Here is a 22,005-nt window from a genome sequence, read left to right as displayed (position 1 = left end):
ATACTATGAATTTAATTCGAATGCAATATATTAATCGAAATTAATTGAACATTTATTTTATTGGAATAATATTCTTCTATTAACAAAAAGAAAATTATCATAAATAATTACCAAGTGAGAGTAGAAAAAGCTAACATTTTAAGATTATTTCTTAAAGTGTTAGCTTCTTTTTTAAAACTATTTATCTTCTGGAAAAAGAACATCCTTTAGCTCATCATCTGAAGAGGCATCTGTCAGTTTTACCCTTGCTCGATAGGCAGCTCGGGTTATTAAATGACCAGCTACTGGAGCTGTTAAAAATACAAATACAATCCCCAGCAACAATCTTACACTTATAAAACCTTCGTGCACCCAAAAATAGATAAACGCACCTGTAAGAGATAATAAAACCGCTAATGTGGAACTTTTCGTTGCCGCATGTGATCGCGTATACACGTCCGGCAAACGTATAATTCCTAAAGCACTGATTACACTCATAATACTCCCCAGCAAGATGAGCAAAGCTGCTCCTAACTCAATCGTCTGATGTGCGTTCAACGATAACCCCCCTTTCCACATACTTCGAAATGGCGATTGTACTGATGAAAGCAAGTATTCCTAAAATTAGAATGGCTTCTAAAAAAGCTTTTGTTTTTAACACAATGGAAATAACAGCAATCATAGAGATTAAATTTACACCAATCATATCTAAGGCCACTGCACGGTCTGGTATCGAAGGCCCTTTAATAATTCGGATTAAAGCAATTACAATCGTAATAGCAAATAAGGCAAGGGCTGTATAGAGTATCTTTTCTACCATTAGCGCGTCACCTCCATAATTGCTTTTTCGAACTTGGTAATAGATCGTAGAACATCTGCTTTTGACTGCTCGATATCCATTGCGTGAATATAAAACATATCTCCCGCCGGATTCACTTCCATCACCACAGAACCTGGAGTTAAAGTAAGCAACATCGCAAGCGTGGTGATTTCCCAATCTCCTTGCAGTTCTGTTTTATATGTGAAAATACCCGGTTTTATTTTTAACCTCGGACTTAATATTTGCCTACTTATCAACACACTTGAAGCTGCTAACTCCGAAATGAATATAAAGATTAGCTTAATAATTGAATATAGCCTTCTTAAGTAAAATTGTGTACCGAAGAAACGATGCATTAAGAAGATAATCACAATTCCAACGATGAATCCTCCGAAAAAGGTCGTGATTTTAAGTTCATCCTCATCTTGTAACAGCATCCAAAGAAACGCTATAAATAAATTAAGTAAAAACTGTGCTGGCACTTTTCATCACCTCTCCTATCACTTATTTCCACCTAATACTGCTTCAATATAAACAGAAGGGTTGGATAGCGTATGTGCTGCATCACTTACATATCCCGATATAAATTCTGCTCCAAGTCCAAGAAAAACCGTACCAATGGCAAGCAAGACGATAGGAACAATCATTCCCTTTTTCAATGGCACCTCATCTTCTAGACTTATAATTGTTTCACCAAAGATAGAGTTAAGAAAAATGCGAAGAAGTGAATATAACACCACAATGCTTGAGGTAAACGCAAGTGCTAGTAAAATGTATGAGCCCGCTTCTATAGCAGCTTCTCCAACTAACAGTTTGCCAACAAATCCACTGAGTGGTGGAATACCTGCAAGGGAACAAGTTACAATGAACACCATCCACCCAAATAAAGGATAGTTGCGTATTAGCCCACTCATCTCATCAATTTTCGTCTTTCCAGTCAGAGCGATCATCGTACCAGCTATTAAAAATAACATGGCTTTTGCTATCATGTCGTGCATTACATAATAGATAGATCCTTCGAATGACGTTTGCGTAGCAAGTGCTAACCCCACTAATATAAATCCAACTGCAATCACAACATTATAAGACGAGATTAAACGAACGTCTTTGTAAGCAATCGCCCCTATAGATCCGACTACTAACGTCACTCCCGCCATAATTCCGATTAATGTATGTGTAATCGAAGGTTCATGATAGAAAATGAGTGTGAATGTGCGAAATAAAGCATAAATCCCAACCTTTGTTAATAATGCACCGAACAATGCAGCAATCGCCGTCGGAGGTACGCTATAAGAACCAGGCAGCCAAAAGAACAATAACAAACCTGCTTTTAAACTAAAAACGATTAAAAATAGAATACTAATGGTTGTTAGCAACGGACCTTGTCCCGCTTCCGCTACTCTTTCTGACAAATGGGCCATATTTAAAGTACCTAGCGTGCCGTATAAATAGGCAAGTGCCACTAAGAAAAACCAGGAAGAAAGAATATTGATCACAACATACTTAATCGATTCTCTAAGCTGGGCTTTCTTTCCTCCTAATGTTACTAATACATAAGAAGCAAGAAGCATCACTTCAAAACACACGAATAAGTTAAATAAATCACCTGTTAGAAAAGAGCCATTCACTCCAGCGATCAAAAATAAAACAAATGGATAAAAGAACATTTTCTCGTGATTTTCTCCAATGGAAGAAAAAGCATACATAAGACAAATTGCTGTTACTATATTAGCCGTTAATACAAATAACATGGCAAACGAGTCTGCCACAAACAGAATACCAAACGGAGGTTCCCAGCCGCCAAAATCTAATCGGAGGATCCCCTCTGTTTGAATTTTGTTTAAAATATATAGACTAATACCGACCATACCAAGCATTGTAACCAAGCTAATCACACGCTGTGTTTTGATATATGGTCGAAGAAATACGAGTATAACCCCAACCATGATCGGAATTATTAAAGGCAGTACAATTATATTATTCATCATTTGTCCCTCTCAGTGCATCTAAATCATCCGTTCCGTTATCTTGATAAGCACGGTATGCTAATACCAGTACGAATGCCGTTACCGCAAAACTAATAACGATTGCGGTAAGTATTAATGCTTGTGGCAATGCATCGGTATAAGGCGCATCTGCTTCTGTCAACAATGGTACGTTTCCTGTTTTCAAACCACCCAACGTTAAGATGAGCAAATGAACCGCATGTGAAAGCACCGCAGTCCCTAAAATTACCCGAATAATATTTCGTGAGAGGATTAGATACGTAGCAACGGCAACTAATATTCCGATTAGTAGTATTATTAACGTTTCCATAGTCTATTCATCCTCACTTATACTTAAAATTATTGTTACCACTACACCAACTACAGCAAGTGCCACTCCAGCTTCAAAAATCGTTACTGTCGTAAGCTCTGTTTTACCAAAGACAGGAAGGTCAAAATAAGCAAATGTTTGCGACATGAATGGCACCCCAAACAATAGTGAGCCTAAACCAGTTCCAGTCGCCAACAGCACACCCGAAGCTGCAACAAGCTTAAAATCAAGCGGAAGGCTTTTTTGAACCTTTTCAATATCATTTGAAAGATATAAAAGGACAATCGCAGATGCCAATACTAATCCTCCGATAAATCCACCACCAGGAGTATTGTGACCCGAAAGGAACAAATACACACCGAATGTTAAGATGATAAATACAACAATTCTTGTGACTGTACGCAGGATAACATCATTTATTTTCAATGTTTTCATCCCCCTTTTTGGCTCTAAGCTTAATCATTGTATAAACCCCTAAGCCCGCTATAAAGAGAACGACTACCTCAAGCATTGTATCAAACCCACGGAAATCTCCTAGTATAGCGTTAACGATATTTGCACCGCCCGCCAATTCGTAAGCATTCTCAAAAAATGCCGAAATCGTTTCAAATCGATCATAATTTAAAACTGCCAAAGCTACCAATACAACAACTGCGCCAGTCCCCACAGAAATAACCGCGTTTGTTAATTTCGTTTTGGAAGGAACTCTCTCCTTTTTCCAATCAGGTAGATGGGAGAAAGCTAATAGGAATAATGCAGTTGTAATAGATTCCACGACCAACTGAGTTAACGCTAGATCTGGTGCTCGGAAAATGACAAAGAAAATGGCGATAGAATATCCTAAAACTCCATTTAACAAAGTTGCAGTCATACGAGACTTCGAAAATAACATCGCTACAGCAGCCACTGCCATCACACCAACCAAAATTACCTCATAAGCCCTAATCCTTACATCCATCGAAAAGCTAGGTGAAAATGCTCCAGAATAAAAGAAAAACCCACCTACTGTTAAGATAAAGAAGATATAAATATAGACTAAATAATCTCTTAATAGTCCTGTCATATATTTGTTCGTTACAATGGTAGATTTACTTTCTGCAAACGATAAGAAATTATTATAGTATGCATTTAAGGTATATCTAGAAGATAATAATCCATAAATCGGCTTCCACTTTTTAAGGAATCGATATAATAATGCTCCTACTAAAACAACACCAATCGTCATCAGCAATTCAGGTTTAATCCCATGCCAAGCATGTATGGAAGGCGTAAGATTTGCTGGATCTCCAAATGTAGGATAAATACTCTCCATCGATGGCTTCAGTATATAGCCGCCCAAAAGATTTGGGAAAAAGAAAATGCCAACAACGAACACACTTAAAATTATTGGAGAAATAAGCATCCCCACAGGTGCTTCATGAAGTGGTTTATCCAGTTTCTCCGGTTGAACCGGTCCAAGAAACGTTTTGAAAATGATAATCATGCAGTAAACGAATGTAAATACACTTGCTATCCATGCAATAATAGGAAAAATGATTCCTAGTGTTTGTAAAGAAAATACATCTGCATTCATTATTTGAACAGTTGCCGCAAAAAACATTTCCTTGCTTAAAAATCCATTAAACAGCGGCAGTCCAGCCATAGACAAACTTCCAATTACCCCGACAGTAAAAGTAAATGGCATAAAGGTCATTAATCCACCTAAGCGACGGATGTCCCGTGTTCCAAGCTCATGATCAAGAATCCCAACGACCATAAATAGTGCCCCTTTAAATGTGGAGTGATTAATGAGATGAAACAAAGCTGCAAATGTAGCCTGTGTATAAATAATAGATTCCTCTGAATACCCGTACTGCAAAGCAATAGAACCTAATCCAAGTAAACTCATAATCAGACCAAGCTGACTTATAGTAGAATACGCTAATAATGCCTTTAAATCGGTTTGACGAACAGCATTAAACGAACCCCAGAATAACGTAATCATTCCTACACCACTTACAACCCAAAACCATAGTTGATCTCCACCAAAAAATGGTGTAAAGCGAGCAACTATATAAATTCCGGCTTTCACCATCGTCGCTGAGTGTAAGTATGCACTAACGGGAGTCGGCGCTTCCATTGCATCTGGTAACCAGATATGAAAAGGAAACTGAGCGGATTTCGTGAATGCCCCAAGTAATACTAAAATCATTGCAGGGATGAATAATGCGTGATCCGTTAAGTCCCCTACGTTTGCTATTATTTCACGTATACTAAAAGAACCGGACATTGTGTGAAGCATGATGAAGCCAACAAACATGGCAATTCCACCGCTTACTGTAATCAGCATTGCTTTTTGAGCACCGAGTCTTGATGCTTTACGATGATTCCAGAATGCAATTAATAGGAAAGAAGAAACGCTTGTTAATTCCCAAAACACATATAACACCATTAAGTTATCGGAAAATACGACACCAAGCATGGCACCCATGAATAATAGAAGATAGCAATAAAAATGTTGAAGTGATTCTTTCGTAGAAAGATAAAAAATAGAATAGAGAATTACTAAACTTCCTACACCGGTAATAAGTAATCCTAATATCATACTTAAACCGTCCAAATAAGTAGTGAAATTAATGTTTAATGAGGGTATCCAATTGTATGTATGGATATACGTTTTACCGCTCGCTACCGAGGGAATCAGCCTAGCGAGCATTACAAACAACGTTATAGGCACTAACATGACAAACCATCCGATATGCAATAATTTAAATCGCCTATAGATGAATGGCACGAGAGCAGCTATTATAAATGGAATAATAATAGCGAAAGTAACTGAAAACAAATTGTAGCCTCCTATTTCCAAAACATATTGTATGAATTTTTAGTTTTGAAAGAATTATTTCATTTGAAAGGGATACTTGACTATCCCAGTAACTAGTATCATAATAGGAATCCATATGAGGTCCTTATAAGTACTTCAGAAGAATTTGGGGTGTTTAACATTGCCTGTTTAAGCGAAAAGCACTAAGTATGCTTTTCATATAAAAGATGGATTACATGGATATATTAAAGAATATATCATGTTAAATTATACACGAAAGAACTAGACACTGCACTTGATGTGAATAAGGCAGAAGATTTTGAATAGCACATGCATGTAGATAGATGAAAAACAATTAAAAAAACGAGGTGTAGAAACCGTGAAACACACAAAAGGTCGGATGGATGAAAGTATACTAGTCTGCGTATACTACGGCCCAAATGGAGAACGATTGATAAGAAGAGGACATAAAATGGCAAGTATGCTAGATTGCCCACTTTATATTCTTACCGTAGACCCACTTCCATATGATGCGTTCGACGCTGAGAAATCTAAATATATTGAGGACTGGAAGAATTTGTCAGAAGAATTAGAAGTAGAAGAATTTATCATTCGTGATAATGAAAAACGTTCTTCTTCGAAAGTTATTAAAGAAGTCGCTCATCAGCTTAATATAACACAAATTATTATTGGACAAACTGCTCAGAGTAGATGGGAAGAAATCACAAAAGGTTCTTTTATGAACGTTCTATTAAGAGAAATTCCTTTCGTCGACTTCCACGTAGTTTCAGTGGAACGTTCGGTAAAAGATGAAGAAGAAGGCATTTTTGAAAAAGGAGTCCGTGCCTATTTAGTTACTGACGGAGACTCCTATAAAGTTTCGTTCACTTGTGCTAAAAATATGTGCCAAGAAGGCATTTTCTTTAAAGAAATAGGAACAGATTTTGACAATGGCATTTTCAAGTTTATGCATAATAACAAAATGCATCAAGTTCATATTCAAGATAATTTAGTTACAGATACATCTCAAGTACCCGATGGCTGTAGTGTAAAGTTATAGAAAACGAAGAAATCTTAGCGAGATATTCAACTACTTTTCAGTTGAATATCTCGCTTTTTATTTGTACCATTCATCTTTAACGACCATTTAATCGAAGCTTACAGTTCGTTGGTCTGCTACTATTTTTATTTGCCTTCCAATGTAATTTTTCGATCCCTTGGTAATGCGAAGGCTACGAGTCCTATAATCGGCAAGGTCGAAACAATAATCATAGTAGTATTAACCCCAACATGGTCCATTAAAATACCGATAACTACCGCTCCTACTGCTCCCATTCCAAATGCAAGTCCAACCGTTAACCCAGCCATTGTCCCAATCTTACTCGGTACAAGTTCTTGTGCATACACAACAGTTACCGAAAAACTTAACATGATGAAAAAACCAATCAAAACAAGTAAAATGACAACCGTCCAAATCGGAACATACGGCAATAATAGCGCTAGTGGAATCGGGACAAGCACCGAAAGCAAAATAATATTTTTTCTACCTAATCTATCCGCCCATGGTCCTCCAAAAAACGTGCCAACTGCTCCAAGCGCAAGGAAAATAAATATAAACAATTGCCCTTTTTGAATTGTAAAACCGTATTTATCCATTAAGTGGAAAATGTAGAAATTTGTCATATTCGTCACATAAAATGATCTTGCAAAAATAATAATCATTAAAAGTGTCAATGCAATTCCTACTTGTTTTTTTGTAAGGGTTGGTAGCGATGAAAGTAGCGCTCTTTTCTTTTTCGCTGTTTTTTCTTCCTCTAGTTGCTTTTTATACCAAGTTGAAATTTTGGATAAGATAAAAATCCCAACTGCTGCAACGACTAAAAACAGAGCAGCTCCTTTTTGACCAAGTGGCACAAGGATAAATGCACTTATTAAAGGTGCAAGCGCTTGTCCAGAATTTCCACCTACTTGATAAATCGATTGAGATAACCCTCTTTTAGTTCCTGCCGCCATAAAAGAAACTCGAGAACCTTCTGGATGAAAAACGGCTGAACCTAGCCCTAAAAAAATGACAGAAACTAAAATCATCCAATATTCAGGTGCGAACGCAAGACCAGCCATGCCGAGAAAAGAACTCGTCATCCCCAGCGGAAGTGCGTAAGGCATCGGTTTCTTATCGCTTATAAAGCCCACAACAGGCTGTAATACAGACGCTACAATATTCAACACAAAAGAAATTAAACCTAACTGGGTAAAAGTTAAACCAATCTCCTTGGCTAATACGGGGAACATCGCAGGAATAACAGCTTGAAGCGAATCATTAAATAAATGGCAAAGACCAATAGCAAACATAATGGGATAAACTGGATTACTTAATCTACTCGAAACAGTTCCGGTCGTCATTTTATATATCACACTCTTTCTACTCTCGAAATAACGTCATTAAAGTTATTATATCGCAAATTCTGACAATATGATTAAGTTTTTGTTTTAGGGATAGTTACAAGCTTGTAGGTCATACTAACAAAAAGTTATTTTATAGGGGAGTTTGAATAGAAAATGGATACATTTTTCGAATTGAACTTTTGGGAAATGATTATTAGGACTACTATTTCCTTTGCAGCATTATTAGTGTTGGCACGTATTTTAGGCAAGAAACAGCTTAGCCAGCTTACATTTTTCCACTACATTACAGGCATTTCAATCGGATCCATCGCTGCAGAAATCGCTTCGCAAAAAGAAACTCCTTTTCTTGATGGTCTTGTTTCAATAGTATGGTGGACTCTTCTCACATTATTTATGAGTTACATTTCCTTAAAGTCTACAAAATTACGTGTGTTAATCGACGACGAGCCGACCATTATTATTAAAGATGGAGAGATTTCCGTCAAATCATTAAAATCTTCTCGCCTACATATGGATGATGTGTTAATGATGTTAAGAGAGCAATCTATCTTCTCTATTCAAGAGGTCCATTATGCCGTTCTCGAGACCAATGGAGAATTGAGTGTTTTTAAGAAAGTAGCGCAACAAGAAGCTACAAAACTAGACGTTAAAGCAGATGTATCGCTTCCCGCCTTTATGCCTTCTGAAATTATCTCTGACGGAAAAATTGTTCAAAAAAACTTAAAGGAGCTTGACTTAACAGAGGATTGGGTAATGAAAAAACTCCGTAAACACGGAGTTGAATCTATCAGTGATGTATTTTACGCTCAACTTCAAACGAATGGCTCTTTATATATTAGCTTAAAGAAAAACGGAATTTAAAACAGTGTAAGCTTTATAGCGGGCGAGCGACGTGCTCGCCTAATTACTTCACTTAAATTCCAAGATTTCTTGTATTAATTCTTGAGGTGCTTCGTACATACTCATATGACCAACATCTTTTAGTAAGATTTGTTTTATATGTTGCCCCTTTGCCGTAAAGACTTTCTCTGAAGGTATCAATTGATCCTCTTCTCCAGCTATTAATAGCACTGGGACATTCGTAGTTTCTATAACTTTTCGGCGATCTATTCGATTTTTCATAGCAGTAAGGGCATTTTTTGCTCCAGCAGGAGATGTCGAATAGCCGATATTTTTCACTTCTCTCATTTCTTTATGATGACTCTCCAAATGTTTAGGTGAAAATAATTTAGGAACTAATCCTTCTATAAATGCTTCCATTCCCGCTGTTTCTATTTTGTCTGCAGAAGCGTCTCTTCCTTTTCTTGCTTCTTCCGTATCTGGATAGGCTGTAGAATGGATTAAAGAGAAACCTTTTAGTCGATCACTATACATCTCAGCAAATGCAACCGTTATATAACCTCCTAGCGAATGACCAAACATTGTTACTCGATCGATTTTTAGTTCGTCTATAAAATCTCTTATAAAAGTAGCATACTGATCTATTCCGTTTATATTTTCCTGCACTGATGAATCCCCGTGACCTGGTAAATCTAATGCAATGACTCGATACGTTTTGGCAAGTTCATGGATAAGATTACTCCAGTAATCAGAGCTACCACAAAATCCATGAATAAGTAAAATCGGTTCTCCTGTTCCCTCTTCTTTATATGCTACTTCCGCTTGATTCACTTGAATGATCATCCTACCCATCTCCTTATTTAATCGATAATTGTTCTATAGCTTCATTTAGTTGCTGTATGTTGACTGTCGTTACTTCCTTATTAGTTAACTTATAGTTTTCTTTTAGCGCAAGAATGCGGTGTACACTTTCATTTATTCTTTCCTCTGAGATCTTCCCGTCTTTTACTGATGCTTCAATTGCATTTATCGCTTTTAGAACATTGTTATAATCATGTGCAATTAACACAATATCGTTTCCAGCTGTTACTGCTCGGACGGCTGCTTCACCGATTTCATAGTTGTGGGTGATTGCGTTCATCGTCATGTCGTCCGTCATGATAACGCCGTCAAACTGTAGCTGGTCTCTTAATAGCGTAGTAATAATTTCATGCGATATAGATGATGGGAACGAAGGGTCAAGTTTTGGCAATAAAATATGAGCAACCATTATGACATCTGCACCTTCTTCCATTGCTCGTTTAAACGGGATTAATTCAAGCTTCTGTAAATCCTCCAAACTTTTTTCTATAATCGGTAGCTCTAGATGGGAATCTACATCCGTGTCTCCATGTCCTGGAAAATGCTTTACAACAGAGATAATATTTTGACTTTGAATGCCTTTCATCGTCTGAACACCCAGTTCGCTGACAATATCCACATTATTCCCAAATGAACGATCACCAATCACTGGATTTTTAGGATTACTATTCACATCCAATACAGGCGCAAAGTCCACATTAAAACCAAAAGCCTTCATTTCTTCTCCTAAATGAGCACCTATTTTATAAGAATACGAAGAATCATTTAGTTTCCCAATTTCCTTATTAGTTGGTAATTTACTCAGTCCTGGTAATCTTGAAATTCTACCACCTTCTTGATCGACGCCTAAAAATAATGGGAACTTTTCATCTTCACTTTCTTTTTTGATTGCGTTTAATAATGCGACTGCTTCCTTTACATCTTTTAAATTATTTTTGAAAAAAATGAGCCCACCTACTTTGTCTGAAGAAACTAATTGCTTTGTCTCTTCAGAAAGGCCCGTTCCTTTCACTCCCGCAAAAATCATTTGCCCTATTTTTTCTCGTAGAGTCATCTCACCTATCAAGGGATTGACTTGTTCCGTAACTTCTACAGGATCTGTAACAACAGATATATGATCGACCTTTGGATTAGCTTCATTTTCTGTTGGTTTTTGAATGATCCACTTAAGTTGGTAATTAGATTCCACTTCATACACGAGTATTAGTTGGCCCAACTCATCATATTTTATTGCATCCTCTTCCCCTTTTACCTTTTCAATATCCTTTAAGCTTATTTGCTGGATAGCTTCGGTGTAAGTTCTTATATCAAACACGATATCGGACTGGTGACCAATCGTTGCTTTTTTAGATGGATACTCTTCATATATAGCTGTAGAAAGCTCACTTTTACTCGCAGATTCACCCCATAACTCATACACTTCCTGTATACCCGTTTCTCCTGCGATAAACGGTACATCTAATACTTGACCTTTTGAAGCAAGCTCAAAGACAAGTTCAACAAGTGATTCTGCCTCTGGTAGTGCTCCTTCTTCCTTAGGCTGAACATCTTTATCTATCGTTTCGTTTTTATCTTCCATCACCATCACAATAACCGAGATAATAATAAATAATAAGAAAATGATTCCAACTTTTTTAGTCATTCAAGAACCCTCCTTCCTATTGGTTTTCCCTTCTTTCCCATTCTATAGTCTTTCCCTTTATACCTTTTTTATTTTAAATATAATTTTTATACTTGATATATTTTTTATACCAATTATAATAAAATAGAAAAGAGGGATGAATACAATGAAAATTTGTCCATATTTAGAATCATCTTTTGAAATACTTGGCCGCCGCTGGAACGGTTTAATTATTCATTATTTATTTAACTGTCCCAATTATTGTGCCCATTTCTCAGATATGAAAAAGGATTTAAATGACATCACCCCTCGTGCATTGTCACTTAAGTTAACAGAACTTGCAGAACACGGGTTAGTGGAGAAAAAAACGATGGTGGAGCCATCTGTCCAAATTTCTTACCATTTATCAGTGGCCGGACAGGAACTTGCAGAAGCACTCAAACCGGTACACGCTTGGGCAAAACAACATATTACACTAGAAAAGGAGAAATAACATGACGAACAATAATTCAATGATGTGTGATTTAGAAACAGGTATTTGTGGACCAGCAGGAGAAGGAAATTCCGAAATGGAGCTAATCGATTTAACTGCTCCAACTAAAAAAATCGATCTTTATTATGTAACCGATCCGATTTGCTCGCATTGCTGGGCATTAGAACCGACATTACGTAAATTTTTGGAAGAGTATGGTCAGTATGTCAATCTGCATACATTAATGGGTGGTTTACTTGAAAAATGGGACGGATTTGCCGATGTATCTAATGGAATTTCCGGACCTGGGGACGTAGCAGGGCACTGGCGAGAAGTAGGTGACCATACACGCATGCCAATCGATGGTAGTTTCTGGTTCGAGGATCCAGTCACTTCATCTTATATCCCATCCCGTGTATATAAAGTAGTACAACAAAAAGACGCTAGCTTAGCTCCTGTCTTTTTGAGAAAAGCAAGAGAAGCCGTTTTCCCATTCAATAAAAATATTAGTAATGACCAATTATTAATAGAAATTGTTAACAGCATCGGGTTAAACGGGGAAGAAATCGTAAAAGAATCACATCTGCCAGCTGCACAAGAAAGTTTGCAAGAAGATTTCATCATGGCAGGAAGACTGGGAGTTCGTGGCTTCCCAACAATCATTTTCTTAAACGAAGAACAAAAAGGAGTAAAAGTTGTAGGAGCTCGCCCATATGATAATTACGTGCAGGCGTTAAAGCAAATATTGCCGGAAGAAAATATACAACCAAAAATGGTCGATACATTACAACATATTCTTCAAAAAGAAGGACTATTATTCTCTCGTGAAATCGAAGATCTTTATAATGTAGCACCAAAAGATGTGGCAGCTTTTGTGGAAAAAGAATTGGCTGCCGATAGCTATGTCGTAGAAGAAGTACTTGGAGAAAAATATATTAAACTGAATCAGTAAAAGTAAAATGCCGCTGGGGTACAATCGCACTCCAACGGTATTTTCATAACAATTAGTCATCATTTTATAATTTCTCATAAGCCATCTTTCGAATAATCTGCTCATGTTTTGGATATTTTGCTAGTAATTCACTTTGCGTAAAAAGCTCAAAGTCCTCAAAATCAAAACCAGGAGACACCATACATCCAACGAGCGAAAACGCTCCATTAGCCACAACTGATGATCCAAATATAGAATTACGAGGAACAAGCACTTGAGGAGATTCTCCATTTTCAATATCTAGACCTAGCTTATGCTCCACATAATTCCCTTCTTCATCAATCACATGTACAATTAGCGAACTGCCACCATGGAAATACCATAATTCATCCGATTTCAGTCGGTGAAAATGTGATACATCGCCTTCCCCTAATAAAAAATAAATACTCGTGTACTGTTTTCGCGTCTTTCCAAAAACATTGTATGTCTCTTCAGAAGCATATGTACTTTTATAGTAGCCACCTTCCGGATGTGCCTCTAAACCTAGATGTTGTATATAATAATCTGCATTTTTGTGCATTAGACTTCTCTCGTTTCTAAGTGTTTTGTACAGTTAAATAGATGACATAAATTTTTACTATCTTGAAGCTCTACTACGGTAACAGAAGTGTTGCCTATATCGTTTTCAAAATCTCCATGGGGAACTAATACCTTTAGAAGCCTTCCGATAAACCCACCATGACTCACGACTAAAACTCGTTTACCAGGATGTGCTTCTTTCACATCTTCGATAAAGGATATCCCTCTAGAAATAATCATTTCCTCTGGTTCAAAACCCATATCTTGCTTTCTCCATTCTAAACCCCACTTCGCTACACGTTCTGCTTCCGTAGTACCTTCAATGATTCCTCCACCAATCTCACCTAAACGCTTATCTATATAAAATGGAAGTGTTGCCTGCTTTTCAGCAATAATTTCTGCCGTTCTTTTTGCACGAATTAAAGGACTTGTATAAATGATATCCCATTCTTCATGTTCCATTCTATTAGCAACACGTTCAGCCATTTGGATACCTTCTTCATCAAGCGGCACATCTGTGCTTCCTTGAGCTCGTCCTTCTTTATTCCATGCTGTTACACCATGTCTTATAAAACCGATTGTTGTCATTTTCTAATCCCCTTTGCTTTTCTTTAACTCTCTACTGAAATTTACTATGAAAACAATCTGTCGGCAACATTTTAAAAAGATTGATTGAATTGGTCTTTTTTAAATTTCGACTTGACCTTTACGCAACGTCAAGGTTTAGACTGTAGATATTAGGAGGTGATGATATGGAATATACCGTACAAAAGCTTGGTCAACTAGCTGGAATAAGCACACGGACACTTCGCTACTATGATGAAATCAGCTTACTAAAACCCGCACGTATCAATTCATCAGGGTATCGCATTTACGGTTCTGCAGAGGTAGATCGACTGCAGCAAATTTTGTTTTACCGAGAGCTTGGGGTTAATTTGGATAGCATTAAAGAAATAATGACTTCAGAAGACTTCGACGGGGCAACTGCTTTAAAGGAACATCGAGAAAAACTACTGGAAAAAAGAGCGCAATTAGATTTATTAATCGAGAATGTGGATAAATCCATACAACTAACAGAAAGGAAGATAATCATGACGGACAAAGAAAAATTTGAAGGCTTTAAACAAAAGCTTGTGGATGATAACGAGCAAAAATATGGCAAAGAAATTCGCGAAAAATATGGCGAGGATACTGTGAATAAATCAAATGCTAAAGTAAAAGGAATGACACAAGCACAGTATGAAGAAGTGACAAAGTTAGAAGAACAACTAGCTTTGAATTTAAAAGCAGCAATGGTAACAGGTGATCCGGCAGGAGAACTTGCACAAAAGACAGCAGATTTGCACCGACAATGGCTGAGCTTTTACTGGGATCAATACACGAAAGAAGCCCATGCCGGTGTCGCACAAATGTATGTGGATGATGAACGATTTACTGCTTACTACGATAAGATACAGCCTGGTGCGGCAGTATTTTTAAGAGATGCTGTTCATATTTACACAAAAAGCTAAAAGGCGAATTATGCCTTTTAGTCTTTTGTGTATGTAACATTATTCCCAATTAATCTTGGTTTCTTAGAATTTTCAATCTGTTCACTGATCTCTTCCCATTCTTTCTTTTCCACAAAATTTTCAGCTAGCTTATTCGCCTTTTCTGTAATAGTTTGTGGATAACCAAGTACTTCTAGAAGTTTAATGGCATTCCTTGTGTTGGAAGGACCTGGATGAATGGTGTAGTCAAATTGTACTTCTCCATTTTCGATAGATTCTCTGAAATGATAATTCGTATACACATGACTCGCAATTTCCGTTAGTTCTATATCATGAGATGCAATAATATTCATTCCTTTATTCGACGAAAGCCATTCCATCATAGCAGCAGAGGCCGCGATACGTTCCACTGTATTCGTTCCTTTTAGTATTTCATCCACGAAGGATATACATGGTTTACCTTCTTCTATTAATCGCACAATTCGTTTAAGTGATTTAATTTCTGCTATGAAATAACTATCTCCATCTAACACATTGTCCTGAATGGCCATGGATGTTGCGATATAACTTGGTTTCATGATCCACTTTTCTGCTATTACCGTGTTAATCGTTTGTGCAAGAATCGCATTAATCGCGATTGCTTTAATGTAAGTAGATTTCCCAGAAGCATTTGATCCAGTTACAAGCGTACTTTTACCAAGTGCCGATGTGTTTGTTACCGGGTTGTGGATAAGTGGATGTGCCATGTTCTCGAATAATAATTCTTCTTTATCTACGAATTTAGGTGTGCAATATGTACCAAGCGATTTTCGGTAAAATGCAACCGCGATTGCAGCATCCAGTTTACCAATCAGTTGCCATACTTCATGATATTCCTTTTGATGGTCTGAAATCGTTTTGACAATTTTGTTATAGGAAATAAAATCGAGCAAAAATAATATTCGAATATACTCGAAAATAACATCGAATTCTCCTCCACCTTTGTTCCCAAGGGAAGAAATATTACTGAGAAACAAAACCTTTTTTAACGGTTTCATATTGTCCTTAAATCTATTTTCGTAAGAATTAAATTCTGACTGATTAACAGAAGAAAAACGTTTTCCTGTATGAATGATGGAAGCAATATAGGTAACGGATACCAAATCGTACTCCAACATACTTTTATTTCGGTAATAAATGATGGTATTGATTAAAAAGGACGCTAGTAAACAAAAAAGTCCCCATTTCAAATTGAAAAATAATAAAGCAATAGAAGCTATCGGCAAAAAAGCAAGAAGATAGTAGACGAATCCATTCCTTACTTTCTTACTATTTATGTCATAAAAAAACGAGGTAGAATTCGTAAAATCTCGTTTTCCAAGTCCAGAAAGTAAAAGAAGGATTTTTTCCCTTAATCCCTGGTTGCTAGCAACTACTGTGTATAGATGCTCATCTTCTTCTTTCTTTTCAAGTGATGGATTGATTTCACGTAGCTGATTAAATAAATATTCCGAGCCCACAGTGGTTTGTGTGTAATTGAGCTTTTGGAAAACCTTATCCATCGATAAATCATTCCATGTTAATTGGTCTACCCCATCGTAACTTGCTTTGCTATTCTTTTTGTTTAACCAGTAGGACGAAATGGATTCTGTTGCTTCATTTTGTCTAATAAACTTCCCCGTATCCCATTCTTCTCGATACCTTTTCAGTTTTTTCCTATCTCTTGTTAAAAAATAGTTAACTACGAAGAAGAGTGCTACCGCTACTAAAACGATTAAAAGATTTGGCATCTTTGTCACCTCTTTTATCTATACGTTTTTAAGAAACTACTAGTTTCTATTTTTTAAAACTTGCTCAAGTATGTGGATATCTTCTGGATAAGCTAATGGAAGTTCTGCAATCTCCTCCAAGGACTTCCAAGCGATTTCATGGATGAATTCATCTGGATCTTGAAGCGCTATTTCTCCACTTACTATACTTACTAAAAAATATTCTACATGATAAGAAATTCCATGTTCGCTGATGACGCCACTTTTCGTATGTATATTTTCAGTAGTACCAACTGTAAAACCAGTTTCTTCTGAGAACTCTCTTATACAGCATTGTTCAAATGTTTCTCCTTCTTCTACTGTCCCCGATGGAACGGTCCATTTCTTTTCTTCATCTGGAGCTGCTTGAAGAACCATTAATATTTCATTATTTTCATTTATACAAATACCTGCCGCGCCTTGCCATTTGAACATTTTCTTTTCCTCTTTTCTTTCATCAAATTCGCCTTGGCGTATTTGCGTCCAGATTTTGAATCGTACTCGTACGATTAACTCCTTTCAAAATCTGTGACATCCGCCGGAGGCTTTAACTTTATTCATTCTGCACCCTTACGCAGAATGAATAAAGTTAAATTAAATCTACATCATTAATTTCAGGTACATGTCTTGATTTATTAAGATCCACAAATCCATTCGAGCGAAAGAAAACGCCTTCTGCTTCTAACATCGCACGTTGTGAATAAGCAGTTTCTTCATCCGGAATAGCGATTTCTCCTTTAATATTGATTACTCGATGCCATGGCAGGTTATGTTTTGCACTCATCGTGTGGAGTATTCTAACGACCTGTCTTGCCCCTCTTGGGCTGCCAGCTTCTTTTGCAATTTGACCATATGTCATCACTTTTCCTTGTGGTATTGCTTGTATAATTTCAATAACTCTTTCTGTAAAAGGGTTCATTATTTCTCATCCTTTCATTACTTTGATTATAACTGATAAAGAATATTTTATTCAGTACCTTGCATAGGATAATACCATGTGATATATTGTTCTCAAAGGTACTATTCATTGAACAGTAGTGAAAGGAGTGAATTAGAAGTGAATATTCAATTTAAAAAAGGTGTGCTGAATCTTTGCGTACTTGTATTACTGGATAAACAAGATCGATATGGTTATGAGCTTGTCCAAAAAATATCCGACCAAATTTCCATTTCGGAAGGGTCCGTTTATCCCCTATTAAGACGCTTAACGAAGGAAGGATATTTCACCACATATTTGCAGGAATCAACAGAAGGTCCGCCGCGTAAATATTACAAGCTAACTGAACTTGGTAGAACATACCTACATGAGCAATTGAACGAATGGAAAAGCTTCACGAACGGGGTCAATAATCTAATCGAAGAGGGTGCAAAAAATGACTGAACAACAGTTTTTACATGAATTGGAACTTGCGTTGACGGGACTTTCAGCTGAAGAACGAAACGATATCCTTTCTGATATAAAAGAGTATTTTATAAACGGGCGCGAGGATGGAAAAACGGATAGCGATATTGCTGCATCACTCGGTTCTCCGAAAGAGATTGCACAAGAATTAGTGGAGTTTCCGATTCAAGAAAAAATGACGACTGAAAATAAAGTAACAAGAATTCCACAGTCTAACTTTTCCAACGTTACGATGAAAATTGACTATGGCTCTCTTAATGTGTTCCCTTCTGACACAGATGAAACGATTATTGAGCTAGTAGGAGAAAATGAAAAGCTCATATTAACTGCAGAAGTCTTGAACGATACTTTATCAATTCAATTAAAACCGAAAAAATTCCAGTTTTTTAGTTTTATCTTCCTTATTAAAGAGATGAAAGTAAATGTGGCCTTACCTAAAAAACTGTACACAACAATCACCATGAAAACTGACAATGGCCGTATTCGGGCAGAAAAAATGCTTGGTAAAGCGATCAAAGCAACGTCTGATAATGGCAGCATTGGTTTAAAAGAATTTGCCGCTACAGTTTTAGAAGTAGAAACAGATAATGGACGTATTGAGATTGATAAAGTACAAGTCGATAAGCTTTCTACTCAAACAGATAACGGCCGAATTGAATTACGTAATGTCGATGCTGAAAAAGTTATTACAGAAACAGATAACGGGCGAATCATCATGGATTATGTAAACGGACATATTATTGGAAAAACAGACAATGGACGTATTACACTTCTAACATCAACTCTTGACCGCATGATTCAATTAGAAACAGATAATGGTAGCATCTTGGTGGAAACAGAGAACAAGCCAACTGATGTATCGATACATGCTAAAACAGATCACGGGCGAGTTAGTGTATTTGGTGAAAAGAATTCTCGTACGGTGTTTGGAAATGGAGCAAATACAGTTCGACTTTCTTCTGATAATGGGAAAATTACTGTCGCGAATAAAAGTATGGTTTGAAAAAATAGCTCTTTGCTCTAGCAAAGGGCTATTTCAAGTTTCCTCCAAAATTCAGTGTGTATTTTTTATTGTGGTTCAAATCCCAGATGCACAGAATCTATCAATTTTTTATAGCCAATCTCTTGATAAATCTTGTTCGACGTTGGATTCAGCATATCTGTGTAGAGCACGCAAAATTGAAATTCTTTTAGTAGTTCCTTGCTTCCGGCTGCTACCATTGTCCGGGCATATCCTTTTTTCCGCTCCTCTTTTGGTGTGAATACGAGAGAAACGGTGACACCATTTGCAGTTGGTCTTGCTTTTTTCATCATAGATACAATTTGTCCTTCATTTTCCCATAAGAATACTTCCTTTGCGTCTAGCATCACTTTTACGCGTTTTTTTATTTCCACTGGTGCAGTTTTTGGAAGTTTTGTATCCTCTTCGAATTGGCCATACCATTTTTCAATAAGCAGTGCGTCTTCATTTGTCGCGTAACGCCATGTACCTGGGCTCGTTTCAAGCGATTCATCTATTTGGTCTAAACGGTAAAGTCCTTGATCCATTAAAACGGAAAAGCTTTCTCCTGTTTTCTCTTTCCAACTTTGCACAAAAGCATATGCCCATTCTTTTACACTAATAATAGAGTTGATAGAAATAGATTGCCGGATTAGCTCATCAATACTAAGATCGATACATTCTTTCATTCGATTTTCATTGATGAAAATGATATTGATTGGATGTGGCGGAGTCATTTGGAAAAGAGCCAGTAATTCGCCTTCTTCTTCAATCGTGGCCATATATGGATCCTCGTATTTTCCCTCTTTTATCGCTTGTAGTACTCCTAGAAATAAACTGAACTTATCTTCGTTTTTTTCTAAAAAAGGGGTGGCTACTCTTGCAAAATCTTGTGCATTTTCATATCTCTGAAATTTCAACTTACTCTCCTCCTCTTCACCTTTGTATGTTAATATAACGTAAAATACGATTGAAGGGGAGACTATTTTATGAAAATTGTTTCTATTCGAGATACTCATATCGGTGAAGGTGTTCCGAAAATTATTGTGCCACTTATGGGAAGAAATGAAGAACAGCTTCTTTTAGAAATAAAAACAATCAAGCAAGCAGCCCCAGATATTGTGGAATGGCGCGCGGACATGTTAGAGGAAATTGAAAATTTAGAGGTAGTGAAAAAGACAGCTTCCACTATTCGCGATGCATTATTCCCTATCCCCCTTTTATTCACCTTTAGAAGTCACCGGGAAGGTGGCAATAAAATAATAGATGTTGCTTATTATAAAGAGCTTCTAGAAAATGTTATTCGAACAAAAGCAATCGATTTAATAGATGTGGAACTATTTTCTTCTAATGTAAGAGAAATCGTGGAAGTAGCCCATGCTAATGACATTTATGTTGTAATGTCCAATCATGACTTCGAAAAAACCCCAGCTAAAGAAGAAATAGTATGGCGTCTTCGAAGAATGCAAGAGCTCGGTGCGCATATCCCGAAAATTGCCGTGATGCCTAAAATTCCAACGGATGTACTGACTTTACTCGATGCCACCTATACAATGAAAACACTCCATGCAGATCGGCCAATTATTACGATGTCCATGGCTTCTACAGGAGTTGTCAGTCGAATAGCAGGACAAGTCTTTGGCTCTGACGCAACATTTGGGTCTGGATTGGAAGCATCCGCTCCTGGTCAAATACCCGCTGAGGAGTTAAGAAAAATGATAGAGGTTTTACATACCAATTAATTGATTAAAGAAGAGATTGTCCAAACTTGGAGACAGATTGTCCAGCTTTTCCGAGAGATTGTCCAACTTAGAAAAGATTGTCCAAGTTTCCGCGGAGATTGTCCAACTTAGAAAAGATTGTCCAAGTTTCCGCGGAGATCGTCCAACTTTCATAAAAGATTGTCCAGCTTTTCGTGGAGATCGTCCAACTTAGAAAAGATTGTCCAGCTCTTCGCGGAGATCGTCCAACTTTCATAAAAGATTGTCTAGGTATTCGGAGGGATTGTCCAACCTATAAAAGATTGTCCAGCTTTTCGAAGAGATTGTCCAACTCATAAAAGATTGTCCAACTCTTCGCGGAGATCGTCCAACTTTCATAAAAGATTGTCCAGGTATTTGGAGGGATTGTCCAACTTAGAAAAGATTGTCCAAGTTTCCGCGGAGATTGTCCAACTTTCATAAAAGATTGTCCAGGTTTTCGGAGGGATTGTCCAACTCTTTTAAGCGATTGTCCAGTTCATTGAAAATACCAAGGAAAGCTTGATTTCCTTGGTATTTTTATAGCTGCTGCGCCAGTCGTATCATATCGACACAAACTATTCCGTTTTCCACAATCTCTTCATCGTAATGTATTTTGAAAAAGTCTTTATCCACACCGGTGATTCTAAATCCACATTTTTGATACAACGCAAGCTGACCAATGCTTGAGTTGCCTGTCCCTACTTCGATTATTTTATAACCATATTGCTTTGCTTTTTGAATGGCATCTCGTACAAGTGTCTTGCCGATTCCTTGCCCGTGATAATGTTCTGCAACTGCAATATTTACAAGCTCTACTGTGTCAGGCCTTGTTGGTAGTAGGACACACGCCTACTGTTTCTTCATTGATTTGCGCAATATAGCATTCTCCCTTTCCTACATACTGTTTTACAAGTTTTTCAGAAGGGTCTGCGAGGAGCAATAAATCCATTGGATAC

The 22,005-nt window shown here is 37.1% G+C and carries 24 protein-coding genes and 1 pseudogene; 8 read left to right on the top strand and 17 right to left on the bottom strand.

Features of this window, described 5'->3' with window-relative positions; translation table 11 throughout:
- Window positions 1–177: 177 nt before the first annotated feature.
- From ACIP9W_RS12230 to ACIP9W_RS12200, 7 genes are read right to left on the bottom strand one after another with little or no spacing between them, the layout of a single operon-like run.
- Window positions 178–537, bottom strand: coding sequence for a Na+/H+ antiporter subunit G (locus ACIP9W_RS12230; RefSeq protein WP_282241188.1), 360 nt, complete (start codon window positions 535–537; stop codon window positions 178–180).
- Window positions 515–799, bottom strand: coding sequence for a Na(+)/H(+) antiporter subunit F1 (locus ACIP9W_RS12225; RefSeq protein WP_282241187.1), 285 nt, complete (start codon window positions 797–799; stop codon window positions 515–517). The genes ACIP9W_RS12230 and ACIP9W_RS12225 overlap by 23 nt, the downstream gene beginning before the upstream one ends.
- Entirely contained in the window at window positions 799–1,281 is a 483-nt protein-coding gene (locus ACIP9W_RS12220; RefSeq protein ID WP_282241186.1) for a Na+/H+ antiporter subunit E, read from the bottom strand. The genes ACIP9W_RS12225 and ACIP9W_RS12220 overlap by 1 nt, the downstream gene beginning before the upstream one ends.
- 18 nt (window positions 1,282–1,299) lie before the next feature.
- Entirely contained in the window at window positions 1,300–2,784 is a 1,485-nt protein-coding gene (locus ACIP9W_RS12215) for a Na+/H+ antiporter subunit D (protein WP_400789976.1), read from the bottom strand.
- Entirely contained in the window at window positions 2,777–3,115 is a 339-nt protein-coding gene (locus ACIP9W_RS12210) for a Na(+)/H(+) antiporter subunit C (protein WP_282241184.1), read from the bottom strand. The genes ACIP9W_RS12215 and ACIP9W_RS12210 overlap by 8 nt, the downstream gene beginning before the upstream one ends.
- A 3-nt stretch (window positions 3,116–3,118) precedes the next feature.
- On the bottom strand, window positions 3,119–3,541 hold the full coding sequence (locus tag ACIP9W_RS12205; protein ID WP_142539341.1) for a Na(+)/H(+) antiporter subunit B: 423 nt from the start codon (window positions 3,539–3,541) through the stop codon (window positions 3,119–3,121).
- Entirely contained in the window at window positions 3,528–5,939 is a 2,412-nt protein-coding gene (locus ACIP9W_RS12200; RefSeq protein ID WP_400789680.1) for a Na+/H+ antiporter subunit A, read from the bottom strand. The genes ACIP9W_RS12205 and ACIP9W_RS12200 overlap by 14 nt, the downstream gene beginning before the upstream one ends.
- A gap of 358 nt (window positions 5,940–6,297) precedes the next feature.
- Between ACIP9W_RS12200 and ACIP9W_RS12195 the strand changes: the two genes are divergently transcribed.
- A complete protein-coding gene (locus ACIP9W_RS12195) occupies window positions 6,298–6,978 on the top strand; it encodes a universal stress protein (RefSeq protein WP_400789677.1) in 681 nt (226 codons plus the stop codon).
- Between the two features lie 125 nt (window positions 6,979–7,103).
- Here ACIP9W_RS12195 and ACIP9W_RS12190 read toward each other — a convergent pair whose 3' ends face one another.
- Entirely contained in the window at window positions 7,104–8,321 is a 1,218-nt protein-coding gene (locus ACIP9W_RS12190) for an MFS transporter (protein ID WP_400789973.1), read from the bottom strand.
- Between the two features lie 156 nt (window positions 8,322–8,477).
- Here ACIP9W_RS12190 and ACIP9W_RS12185 point away from each other — a divergent pair, with 156 nt between their 5' ends.
- Window positions 8,478–9,185 carry a YetF domain-containing protein gene (locus ACIP9W_RS12185; RefSeq protein WP_400789675.1) on the top strand — a complete coding sequence of 236 codons (708 nt, stop codon included), beginning with the start codon at window positions 8,478–8,480 and terminating at the stop codon, window positions 9,183–9,185.
- Window positions 9,186–9,233: 48 nt separating this feature from the next.
- On the opposite strand, the gene ACIP9W_RS12180 is transcribed toward ACIP9W_RS12185, so the two are convergent.
- The gene (locus ACIP9W_RS12180) at window positions 9,234–10,007 is read right to left on the bottom strand and encodes an alpha/beta fold hydrolase (RefSeq protein ID WP_400789672.1); all 774 of its coding nucleotides are present in this window, start codon (window positions 10,005–10,007) and stop codon (window positions 9,234–9,236) included.
- A 13-nt stretch (window positions 10,008–10,020) separates the two neighbouring features.
- The gene (nagZ, locus tag ACIP9W_RS12175; protein ID WP_400789669.1) at window positions 10,021–11,667 is read right to left on the bottom strand and encodes a beta-N-acetylhexosaminidase; all 1,647 of its coding nucleotides are present in this window, start codon (window positions 11,665–11,667) and stop codon (window positions 10,021–10,023) included.
- Between the two features lie 145 nt (window positions 11,668–11,812).
- Here nagZ and ACIP9W_RS12170 point away from each other — a divergent pair, with 145 nt between their 5' ends.
- Window positions 11,813–12,139, top strand: coding sequence for a winged helix-turn-helix transcriptional regulator (locus ACIP9W_RS12170; RefSeq protein ID WP_400789666.1), 327 nt, complete (start codon window positions 11,813–11,815; stop codon window positions 12,137–12,139).
- 1 nt (window position 12,140) lies between these two features.
- Window positions 12,141–13,070 carry a DsbA family protein gene (locus tag ACIP9W_RS12165; protein ID WP_400789663.1) on the top strand — a complete coding sequence of 310 codons (930 nt, stop codon included), beginning with the start codon at window positions 12,141–12,143 and terminating at the stop codon, window positions 13,068–13,070.
- A gap of 64 nt (window positions 13,071–13,134) precedes the next feature.
- Here the strand turns inward: ACIP9W_RS12165 and ACIP9W_RS12160 are convergent, their stop codons facing one another.
- A complete protein-coding gene (locus tag ACIP9W_RS12160) occupies window positions 13,135–13,629 on the bottom strand; it encodes a cupin domain-containing protein (RefSeq protein ID WP_400789660.1) in 495 nt (164 codons plus the stop codon).
- Window positions 13,629–14,216 carry a histidine phosphatase family protein gene (locus ACIP9W_RS12155; RefSeq protein WP_400789657.1) on the bottom strand — a complete coding sequence of 196 codons (588 nt, stop codon included), beginning with the start codon at window positions 14,214–14,216 and terminating at the stop codon, window positions 13,629–13,631. Before ACIP9W_RS12155 ends, ACIP9W_RS12160 begins: the two co-directional genes overlap by 1 nt.
- 164 nt (window positions 14,217–14,380) lie before the next feature.
- On the opposite strand from ACIP9W_RS12155, the gene ACIP9W_RS12150 reads away from it, so the two are divergent.
- Entirely contained in the window at window positions 14,381–15,139 is a 759-nt protein-coding gene (locus ACIP9W_RS12150; protein ID WP_400789654.1) for a MerR family transcriptional regulator, read from the top strand.
- A gap of 17 nt (window positions 15,140–15,156) precedes the next feature.
- On the opposite strand, the gene ACIP9W_RS12145 is transcribed toward ACIP9W_RS12150, so the two are convergent.
- From ACIP9W_RS12145 to ACIP9W_RS12135, 3 genes are all read right to left on the bottom strand, one after another.
- Window positions 15,157–16,887, bottom strand: coding sequence for a MutS-related protein (locus ACIP9W_RS12145; protein ID WP_400789651.1), 1,731 nt, complete (start codon window positions 16,885–16,887; stop codon window positions 15,157–15,159).
- Window positions 16,888–16,926: 39 nt separating this feature from the next.
- Window positions 16,927–17,340, bottom strand: a complete 414-nt coding sequence (locus tag ACIP9W_RS12140; protein ID WP_400789648.1) for an NUDIX hydrolase — start codon at window positions 17,338–17,340, stop codon at window positions 16,927–16,929.
- Between the two features lie 154 nt (window positions 17,341–17,494).
- The gene (locus tag ACIP9W_RS12135) at window positions 17,495–17,824 is read right to left on the bottom strand and encodes an MGMT family protein (protein ID WP_400789646.1); all 330 of its coding nucleotides are present in this window, start codon (window positions 17,822–17,824) and stop codon (window positions 17,495–17,497) included.
- A gap of 138 nt (window positions 17,825–17,962) precedes the next feature.
- Between ACIP9W_RS12135 and ACIP9W_RS12130 the strand changes: the two genes are divergently transcribed.
- Window positions 17,963–18,286 carry a PadR family transcriptional regulator gene (locus ACIP9W_RS12130; RefSeq protein ID WP_400789644.1) on the top strand — a complete coding sequence of 108 codons (324 nt, stop codon included), beginning with the start codon at window positions 17,963–17,965 and terminating at the stop codon, window positions 18,284–18,286.
- Window positions 18,279–19,310, top strand: coding sequence for a DUF4097 family beta strand repeat-containing protein (locus ACIP9W_RS12125; protein ID WP_400789641.1), 1,032 nt, complete (start codon window positions 18,279–18,281; stop codon window positions 19,308–19,310). The genes ACIP9W_RS12130 and ACIP9W_RS12125 overlap by 8 nt, the downstream gene beginning before the upstream one ends.
- Before the next feature lie 65 nt (window positions 19,311–19,375).
- On the opposite strand, the gene ACIP9W_RS12120 is transcribed toward ACIP9W_RS12125, so the two are convergent.
- Complete coding sequence (locus tag ACIP9W_RS12120) at window positions 19,376–20,227, bottom strand: GNAT family N-acetyltransferase (protein ID WP_400789639.1); 852 nt, start codon at window positions 20,225–20,227, stop codon at window positions 19,376–19,378.
- Between the two features lie 69 nt (window positions 20,228–20,296).
- Between ACIP9W_RS12120 and aroD the strand changes: the two genes are divergently transcribed.
- On the top strand, window positions 20,297–21,049 hold the full coding sequence (gene aroD / locus ACIP9W_RS12115) for a type I 3-dehydroquinate dehydratase (RefSeq protein ID WP_400789636.1): 753 nt from the start codon (window positions 20,297–20,299) through the stop codon (window positions 21,047–21,049).
- A gap of 537 nt (window positions 21,050–21,586) precedes the next feature.
- Here the strand turns inward: aroD and ACIP9W_RS12110 are convergent.
- Window positions 21,587–21,998 (bottom strand): annotated as a pseudogene (locus ACIP9W_RS12110) (GNAT family N-acetyltransferase).
- Between the last annotated feature and the right edge of the window lie 7 nt (window positions 21,999–22,005).

It is taken from the genome of Psychrobacillus sp. NPDC093180, assembly GCF_044754065.1.
Taxonomy (GTDB): domain Bacteria; phylum Bacillota; class Bacilli; order Bacillales_A; family Planococcaceae; genus Psychrobacillus.
This window is presented reverse-complemented; position numbering and strand designations above follow the sequence as displayed.